The 7,822-nt window shown below is 35.9% G+C and carries 9 protein-coding genes; 5 read left to right on the top strand and 4 right to left on the bottom strand.

Features of this window, described 5'->3' with window-relative positions; all coding sequences use genetic code 11:
* Positions 1-202 precede the first annotated feature (202 nt).
* Positions 203-601 carry an acyl-CoA thioesterase gene (locus ACPF9A_RS21735; RefSeq protein ID WP_424000449.1) on the top strand — a complete coding sequence of 133 codons (399 nt, stop codon included), beginning with the start codon at positions 203-205 and terminating at the stop codon, positions 599-601.
* Positions 602-604: 3 nt separating this feature from the next.
* On the opposite strand, the gene ACPF9A_RS21730 is transcribed toward ACPF9A_RS21735, so the two are convergent.
* From ACPF9A_RS21730 to ribD, 4 genes are read right to left on the bottom strand one after another with little or no spacing between them, the layout of a single operon-like run.
* Positions 605-1,207: an IMPACT family protein gene (locus tag ACPF9A_RS21730; RefSeq protein ID WP_424000447.1), complete on the bottom strand. Its 603-nt coding sequence runs from the start codon at positions 1,205-1,207 to the stop codon at positions 605-607.
* Positions 1,208-1,225: 18 nt separating this feature from the next.
* Positions 1,226-2,110, bottom strand: coding sequence for an EamA family transporter (locus ACPF9A_RS21725; RefSeq protein ID WP_424000445.1), 885 nt, complete (start codon positions 2,108-2,110; stop codon positions 1,226-1,228).
* Positions 2,111-2,713 (bottom strand): HAD family hydrolase, encoded by a 603-nt coding sequence (locus tag ACPF9A_RS21720; protein ID WP_424000443.1) that lies wholly within the window; start codon positions 2,711-2,713, stop codon positions 2,111-2,113.
* A complete protein-coding gene (gene ribD / locus ACPF9A_RS21715) occupies positions 2,706-3,779 on the bottom strand; it encodes a bifunctional diaminohydroxyphosphoribosylaminopyrimidine deaminase/5-amino-6-(5-phosphoribosylamino)uracil reductase RibD (protein WP_424000441.1) in 1,074 nt (357 codons plus the stop codon). The genes ACPF9A_RS21720 and ribD overlap by 8 nt, the downstream gene beginning before the upstream one ends.
* Before the next feature lie 110 nt (positions 3,780-3,889).
* On the opposite strand from ribD, the gene ACPF9A_RS21710 reads away from it, so the two are divergent.
* From ACPF9A_RS21710 to ligA, 4 genes are read left to right on the top strand one after another with little or no spacing between them, the layout of a single operon-like run.
* On the top strand, positions 3,890-4,375 hold the full coding sequence (locus ACPF9A_RS21710) for a GNAT family N-acetyltransferase (protein WP_424000439.1): 486 nt from the start codon (positions 3,890-3,892) through the stop codon (positions 4,373-4,375).
* Positions 4,376-4,377: 2 nt separating this feature from the next.
* Complete coding sequence (gene prmC / locus ACPF9A_RS21705) at positions 4,378-5,247, top strand: peptide chain release factor N(5)-glutamine methyltransferase (RefSeq protein ID WP_424000437.1); 870 nt, start codon at positions 4,378-4,380, stop codon at positions 5,245-5,247.
* Positions 5,244-5,825: a TIGR00730 family Rossman fold protein gene (locus ACPF9A_RS21700; RefSeq protein WP_424000435.1), complete on the top strand. Its 582-nt coding sequence runs from the start codon at positions 5,244-5,246 to the stop codon at positions 5,823-5,825. Before prmC ends, ACPF9A_RS21700 begins: the two co-directional genes overlap by 4 nt.
* Before the next feature lie 5 nt (positions 5,826-5,830).
* Positions 5,831-7,822, top strand: coding sequence for an NAD-dependent DNA ligase LigA (ligA, locus tag ACPF9A_RS21695; protein WP_424000433.1), 1,992 nt, complete (start codon positions 5,831-5,833; stop codon positions 7,820-7,822).

Here is a 7,822-nt window from a genome sequence, read left to right as displayed (position 1 = left end):
AATAAAATTTTCACTTTTAATGGTTAGTGTTGAACTATAGGTGATTATAAAAAATCAATATAGGTTCTCTTTCAACTTGGGCAAATATGTGAACAATTTATTGAAAAAAAAAATCGATAGTCATTGAATTTGACCTTTTTTTTTCGCATGTTCGCTCACTCAATAGGGGAGCTTTTAAATATATACTTTTTACTTCATATAAATGCGTACAAACGAAATTTCTTTTCGAATTAGATATAGTGAAACCGACCAGATGGGCGTTGTCTATCATGGCAATTATGCTCAATATTTAGAATTGGCAAGAGTTGAATGGTTAAGGTCGTTAGGTATTTCTTACAAAAGCATGGAGGAAGGCGGAATTATGCTTCCAGTAATAAGTTTGTCAATAAAATATTTAAAGCCAGCTCTGTATGATGATTTAATTACAGTGAAGGTTATTTTGACTAAAAAGCCGGCTGTTCGAATTGAATTTGACTATGAAATTTTAAACGAAGCAGGAGATTTGTTAGCGACCGCGAATACAGTTTTGGTTTTTATGGATATGAAGCGCAATAGACCTACCAAATGTCCGCAATTACTTTTAGATAAATTAGAGTATTAGAAATTAGTCAATTTCTTTTATTTCTAATTTGTGATGCACCTTTAAAAGTTTCATTGTCTTTTTGAAATCACTTTTATTAACCGATAGCACCATTTTACATTTTAAATGTAAATCTTGCGATACAATATTTAGTTGGTGTTTTTTTACCAATCGCATTACAATATCCATTTCTGAATACTCAAACATCACCGATAGTTGTTGTTGTAAAACCCTGGTTACTATTTGGGCATTTTCTAATGCTAACTTTGCTGCTTCTTTGTAAGCACTTATTAATCCGCCGACACCTAATTTTGTGCCGCCGAAAATACGAACCACAGCAACCAAAGTATTGGTTACATCAAAAGATTGAAGCTGACCATAAATGGGCATACCGGCAGAGTTGTTTGGCTCGCCATCGTCATTAGCGCGATACGATTTTGTTTCAATACCCATTTGCCATGCATAACATACGTGGTTTGCTGTGGGATATTCTTTCTTAAGCGCTTCAATATGTTCTTTAACAGTATCCTCATCAGAAACCGGAAAGCAATAGCCGTAAAACTTGCTCTTTCGCTCTTTGAACATAATAGGTTCAGATGGTTTAGAGATTGTTTTATAAGCGTCCATATTTCAAATCGTAATTTTTTAAAAGAAAGTCATAAGTTGTTGACCAAATGCGACCAGTACAATGCTAAATATAGCCAATCCTATTCCGAACCAGTTTTTAAACGTTAGGCGCTCTCTAAATAGTATAATACCCAATAAAGTAGAGAACATTACAATTGCCACATTATTAATAGTAAAAACAGAAGCGCTGTTCCATGTTGGGTGTTGTAATGCTTTAAGTAAAAAATAGATGGAGAAGTAATTAGGTACACCCAAACAAATACCACCAATAATATTTTTAAAATTTACTTTTAGTCGCTGTTGGGTAGATTTGAATGCGATGAAAAGTAATCCGAAAATACCTGCAGATAAAAAGACTGTTGCAGAGAATAATGCATATTCCTCTTCGGGCATATGGGCATCTTGAAAGTATTTTATACTGGTGTCTATGGTTCCCGAACCTAGAAAAACTAAAACAGGTAATGCGAAAGCCCATTTTTCAGCTTTTACTTTTTGCTCTTTTAATGAGGTAAAATAAACGGCTAGTAAGGCTAAGAAAATACCTATAACTTCTAATACACCTAGTGTCTCCTTATAGAAGAAAACTCCGAATAATACAGGTATGGTAAGTGACATTTTAGTGGCTACTGATGCAACAGAGACTCCTAGTTTCTGAGAGGTGGCTGCCATCAGATTAAATATTAGTATGAAAAGAAGACCTAAAGCGACACTTCCCCAGAACCAACTTTTTTGGGGTATTTCGGCAAGGTGTATCGGCTCATTATAATAAATGACACCTACGGTACAAGCAACAAAGTAATTGGTAATTATGGCATATATCGTTTGAACTTGATATTTGGCATACAATTTAAAAATAACAAAAATTAAGCTTGAAAAAAGAATGCTAAGCGCTAAATACATCATTTAGAGATGGCTTAAAGTTTCTAGAACATCTTCTTTACCTACTTGAAGATTCCAGCAATGTATACCTAGCTTAGAAGCGGCATCTGTATTTTCTTTAGTGTCATCTAAAAAGAACGTCTCATTTGCATTTAATTCATTTTCTTTCAAGACAAATTCATAAATATCTGCATTAGGTTTGCGCATTTTCATTTCTTGAGATAGGTAGAAAACCTCAAAACAGTTTTTAAACCTGTTGAAGCGTTCCAATCCCATGGATTCTTTCACTTTGTCTATGTGTAAATCATTGGTATTACTTAATAAAAACAATCGGTATTTATTATCGCTTTTTAGTTTTTCAATGAATTCTAAGCGTTCTTCAGGAAAATCTAAAATAATAGAATTCCATGCATCTTTAATTTGATCTTTAGAAGCATTGGTAAAAATACCCTGTAGTCGATTAACAAATTCATCAGACTCCATTAATCCCATTTCGTATTCTTTAAAAATGGTAGCCAATTCAGGGGTCAATTCGGTAAACCCAAATTTTGCCATTTCTAATAAAGGGGCTTGCTTATCTAGATTAATGAAGATATCTCCAAAATCAAATATGATATTTTTAATCATTACGTATTATGGTTAGTTGGTCGGTTAAAATTTTAACTTGTTGTTGGGTACGTCCTGCAGTTTTTGGAGCAGCGATACCTTTTATAAAATTGTTTGCTCCTTTGAAAATTCGAGCTTCGTCCCAAAGACCAGCATCAATAAAACTTTGTAGTGTTTGCGAGCCACCTTCGATTATGACACTTTGTATTTGTTCTTCATGCATCACATTACATAGCTGTTGCGGTACATCAGAATTAAAATTGATGATTTTATAAGTTACTCCTTCTAAATGGGAGTTGCTATCCGTTATTTCGGTACAAACAATGGTCTTTTGTTTTCCGTCAAGAACATGATAATCCGTTGTTATTTTTAGGCTTCTATCTAATACAATTCGAGTAGGTGGTTTTCCTGCCCAATCTCTTAGATTTAATTGCGGATTATCTGCCAGTACCGTTGTTGTACCAACTAAAATACCAGCCTCTTCACTTCGCCATTTATGCACTAATTGTCGCGATTTGGTATTGGTGATCCAATAGGGTTTCTTCTCTTCTCCACGTTTTAACCGTTCAGGAGCAATAAACCCGTCAGCTGTTTCTGCCCATTTTAAAATTAGGTATGGTCGTTTTTTAGTGAAAAAGGTGAGAAAACGTTTATGGTGTTCTTCGCATTCTTCTAGTAGAATACCTACTTGAACAATACATCCTGCAGCTTCTAATTTTTTGATTCCGTTACCAGCTACTTTTTCATGCGGGTCTTTCAATCCGATGACAACCTTAGGTATTCCCATTTTAACAATCAAATCTGCACAAGGCGGAGTTTTACCATAATGCGAACAAGGTTCAAGGGTTACATAAATGGTAGATGATTTCAAAAGGGAAACATCAGAAACAGAGTTAATTGCATTTACCTCAGCGTGAGAGCCACCGTAGGTACTTGTAAATCCTTCGCCTATAATTTTATCATTATGCACAATTACAGCGCCTACCATAGGGTTAGGTGCTGTTAAGCCTAGTCCGTTCTTTGCTATCTGCAAACAACGAAGCATATAGGTTTCATCGGTAGAAAGCGCATCTCTATGTAACGGCATTGAATTGTTGGTATTTAGATTATTAATGGACATCAAACTTTAACATTATACGCATATCACGTATCTTCACACCTCAAAAATAGTACTTTAAAACCTATTGCCTTATTGATATGGAAAATGTCGTAATCCGCGAAATTAGAAAGGAAGATAACCCACAAGTAGCCAAAGTTATACGGCAAGTGTTGGCAGACTTAGGTGTGCCAAAAGTAGGTACGGCTTATGAAGATCCGTCATTAGATAACATGTTCGAGCATTATGAGAAACCTAAGGCGACTTATTTTGTTGCAGAGGCTAATGGTTCTATTTTAGGTTGTGCCGGTGTTGCGCAATTAGATAATTATGAAGGTAATATATGTGAGCTCCAGAAAATGTACTTTATAGAAGAGGCGAGAGGTAAAGGTGTAGGTTACAAAATGATAACGGTATGTTTAGAACGTGCCAAAGAATATGGTTTTGATGCTTGCTATTTAGAGACCATGCCAAATATGGAGGCTGCTCAAAAATTATATAAGAAAATGGGATTTGAATATATAGATGCCAGAATGGGAGATACAGGTCATTATTCTTGTCCCGTTTTTATGCTTAAAACATTTTAACTGTGCTTTTAAGAGAAATCAAAAATATATATCATTCAGAATTAGATGCCATCTACGGTAAAGAAGAAGTGAACAGTTTCTTCTATTTACTCATTGAACATTATTTGGATTTAGAACGTTTTGTTTTGACAATTCAGCCAGGTCTGGTTATTGATAAAGAACATGAGACTGTTATATTTCAAGCCTTATCTGAATTAAAACTAGAGAAGCCTATTCAGCATATTATTGGTGCGTCATATTTCATGGACCTAGATTTTAAGGTCAGTGAACATGTATTGATACCAAGACCAGAAACTGAAGAATTAGTCCGTTGGATTTTAGATGACTATAAGAATGCGGCAAAAGCACTGACAATTTTAGATATGGGTACAGGTAGCGGCTGTATTCCCATTTCTTTAGATAAAAACCTGACGGATGCAAAAATATTCGGGTTAGATATTTCTAATAATGCTTTAAAAGTAGCTGAGGAAAATAACGGATTACTGAATACAGGTGTAAAGTTTTTTAAAGCAGATATGTTGTCTTTGGATGCGGAAACCTCAGCAAAAGAATTGAATCAAAAATTTGATATCATTATTTCTAATCCGCCATACGTGCGAGAATTAGAAAAAGCAGAAATGCAAAACAATGTCATAGACCATGAGCCTAGTTTAGCACTTTTTGTACCAGACGAAGACCCGTTAAAGTTTTATATCGCAGTAGTAAATTTTGCAGCTGACCATCTAAATGAAGATGGTTGTTTGTATTTAGAGATCAATCAGTATTTGGGAGAAGAAACTAAACAATTATTAGAAAAATCTAATTTTAAGACTATAGAGTTACGGAAAGATATGTTTGGTAATGACCGCATGTTAAAAGGAATAAGAGAATGAAAAGTATTGTAGTGTTTTGCGGTAGTAGTGAAGGTGTCGATTCTGTATTTGGGTCAAAGGCATATGAATTGGGCGAGACTTTCGCAAAGAAAGCTATTCAGTTGGTGTATGGTGGAGCTAAAATAGGCATCATGGGTAAAGTAGCTGAAGGAGTTCTTAACAATGGCGGAAAGGTAGTAGGTGTCATTCCTGTATTCTTGAAAAAGAAAGAAGTAGTTCATGAAGGATTGACAGAATTAATTGTTACCAAAAATATGCACGAACGTAAATTGAAGATGCATGACCTATCTGACGGTATACTAATGTTGCCTGGTGGATTTGGAACCTTAGAAGAATTTTTTGAAATGTTGACCTGGTCTCAACTGGGATTGCATCAATATCCGATAGGAATATTAAATACAAACGGATTTTATGATTCCCTTTTAAAGATGATGCATGACATGGTCAAAGAAGGTTTTGTAAAACAAGAACATATAAATACTATTTTGGTAGATGATGATATAGATTCATTGTTAGAGAAAATGGAAAATTACATTCCGTTACCAACACCAAAATGGATTAATAAAGAGCAGCTTTAAGGAATATGAAAGCAAAAATAGAAGCACTAAGAACAGCGTTACGAGAGCATAATCATAATTACTATGTGTTGGATAATCCGACCATTTCCGATTATGAGTTCGATATGAAATTGAAAGAATTGCAGGATTTGGAGGCAAAACATCCGGAATTCTATGATGCCAGTTCACCTTCTTTGCGAGTGGGAGGTATGATAACCAAGAATTTTGCCACCGTTGTTCATGAGCACAGAATGTATTCTTTAGATAATTCTTATTCTAAAGAAGATTTGGAAGATTGGGAGAAACGTATTCAGCGCAACCTAGGCGATGTGCCTGTGGCTTTTACGTGCGAGTTAAAGTACGATGGTGCATCTATCAGCATAACCTATGAAAAAGGGAAGCTGGTAAAAGCAGTTACCCGTGGCGACGGAATTCAAGGAGATGATGTTACCAATAATATCAAAACCATTAAATCGGTTCCGTTACAACTAAAGGGAGATTACCCAGAGAAGTTCGATATACGTGGAGAGATTGTTTTACCTTTTGAGGGGTTCCTAAAAATGAACGAAGAGCGAGTAGCAAATGGTGAAGATCCATATATGAACCCTAGAAATACAGCATCTGGTAGTTTAAAGCTTCAAGATAGCAATGCTGTTGCACAAAGACCGTTAGAGTGTTTGCTATATAGCATTGTAGGCAGAAATCTGTATATAGATTCTCAGTTTCATATGTTAGAGAAAGCCCGTGAATGGGGCTTCAAAGTACCAACGGTGGCAAAGCTTTGCCAAACTACAGATGAAGTTATGGCATTTGTAGAGGAGTGGGATATAAAACGACATGAGTTACCTTATGAAACAGACGGTGTAGTGATCAAAGTAAATAGTCTTCAGAATCAAGAAGAACTAGGGTTTACGTCAAAATCGCCACGTTGGGCAATGGCGTATAAGTTTAAGGCAGAGCAAGTTTTTACTACTTTAAATGAAATAACCTATCAAGTAGGGCGTACAGGTGCAATTACTCCTGTAGCTAACCTAGAACCTGTTTTGCTTGCAGGGACAACAGTAAAAAGAGCCTCATTGCACAATGCTGATCAAATTGCAAAATTAGATGTACGTGTTGGTGACACGGTATTTGTAGAAAAGGGAGGAGAAATCATTCCGAAGATTATAGCGGTAGATCTAACCAAAAGACCTGCAGATTCAAAACCTACGGAGTATATACATCAGTGTCCCGAATGCGGAACAGAACTTACCCGTACAGAAGGTGATGCCAAACATTACTGTCCGAACGAATATGGTTGTCCTCCACAGATAACCGGGCGTATTCAGCATTTCATTTCAAGAAAGGCGATGGATATTGAAGGCTTAGGTGGTGAGACCGTAGAATTACTATTTAAAGAAGGTTTAATAGACGATTATGCCGATTTGTATAAACTCACCAAAGAAGATGTGTTGCCCTTGGAGAGAATGGCTGAGAAATCCGCAGAGAATTTAGTCAAAGGTGTATCAGAATCAGTACAAATACCCTTTGAGCGAGTATTGTTTGCCTTAGGTATTCGTTTTGTGGGGGAGACTGTGGCAAAGAAATTGGCAAAAGCTTATAAGAATATAGATGCTTTGAAGGAAGCTACTCTTGAGCATTTGACATCTGTAGATGAAATAGGAGAGCGAATCGCACAAAGTGTCATTGACTTTTTTGCGAACGAGAAGAATATAGATGCTATAGAGAGATTACGTAGTTACGGCGTACAATTAGCCATATCTGCCGAGAAATTAGAAAACCAGACCGATATGTTAGCTGGTAAAACCTTTGTAGTATCAGGTGTGTTTGAGATTTTGAGTAGAGATGAGCTTAAAAAGAAAATCGAAGATAATGGCGGCAAGGTAGGTTCTTCGATATCATCAAAGACCAGTTTTCTGGTTGCAGGTGATAAAATGGGCCCGAGTAAACGGACAAAGGCAGAAAGCTTAGAAATCCCTATTATTAGCGAGCAAGATTTTATAAATATGATAGCATAA

Source organism: Maribacter sp. IgM3_T14_3, from assembly GCF_049603095.1.
GTDB lineage: Bacteria > Bacteroidota > Bacteroidia > Flavobacteriales > Flavobacteriaceae > Maribacter.
This window is presented reverse-complemented; position numbering and strand designations above follow the sequence as displayed.

What these genes read in the sequence shown, in the direction of transcription:
- ACPF9A_RS21735 (WP_424000449.1), top strand. Translation starts at nt 203, where the DNA reads ATGCGTACAAACGAAATTTCTTTTCGAATTAGATATAGTGAAACCGAC.
- ACPF9A_RS21730 (WP_424000447.1), bottom strand. Translation starts at nt 1,207, where the DNA reads ATGGACGCTTATAAAACAATCTCTAAACCATCTGAACCTATTATGTTC.
- ACPF9A_RS21725 (WP_424000445.1), bottom strand. Translation starts at nt 2,110, where the DNA reads ATGATGTATTTAGCGCTTAGCATTCTTTTTTCAAGCTTAATTTTTGTT.
- ACPF9A_RS21720 (WP_424000443.1), bottom strand. Translation starts at nt 2,713, where the DNA reads ATGATTAAAAATATCATATTTGATTTTGGAGATATCTTCATTAATCTA.
- ribD (WP_424000441.1), bottom strand. Translation starts at nt 3,779, where the DNA reads ATGCCGTTACATAGAGATGCGCTTTCTACCGATGAAACCTATATGCTT.
- ACPF9A_RS21710 (WP_424000439.1), top strand. Translation starts at nt 3,890, where the DNA reads ATGGAAAATGTCGTAATCCGCGAAATTAGAAAGGAAGATAACCCACAA.
- ACPF9A_RS21700 (WP_424000435.1), top strand. Translation starts at nt 5,244, where the DNA reads ATGAAAAGTATTGTAGTGTTTTGCGGTAGTAGTGAAGGTGTCGATTCT.
- ligA (WP_424000433.1), top strand. Translation starts at nt 5,831, where the DNA reads ATGAAAGCAAAAATAGAAGCACTAAGAACAGCGTTACGAGAGCATAAT.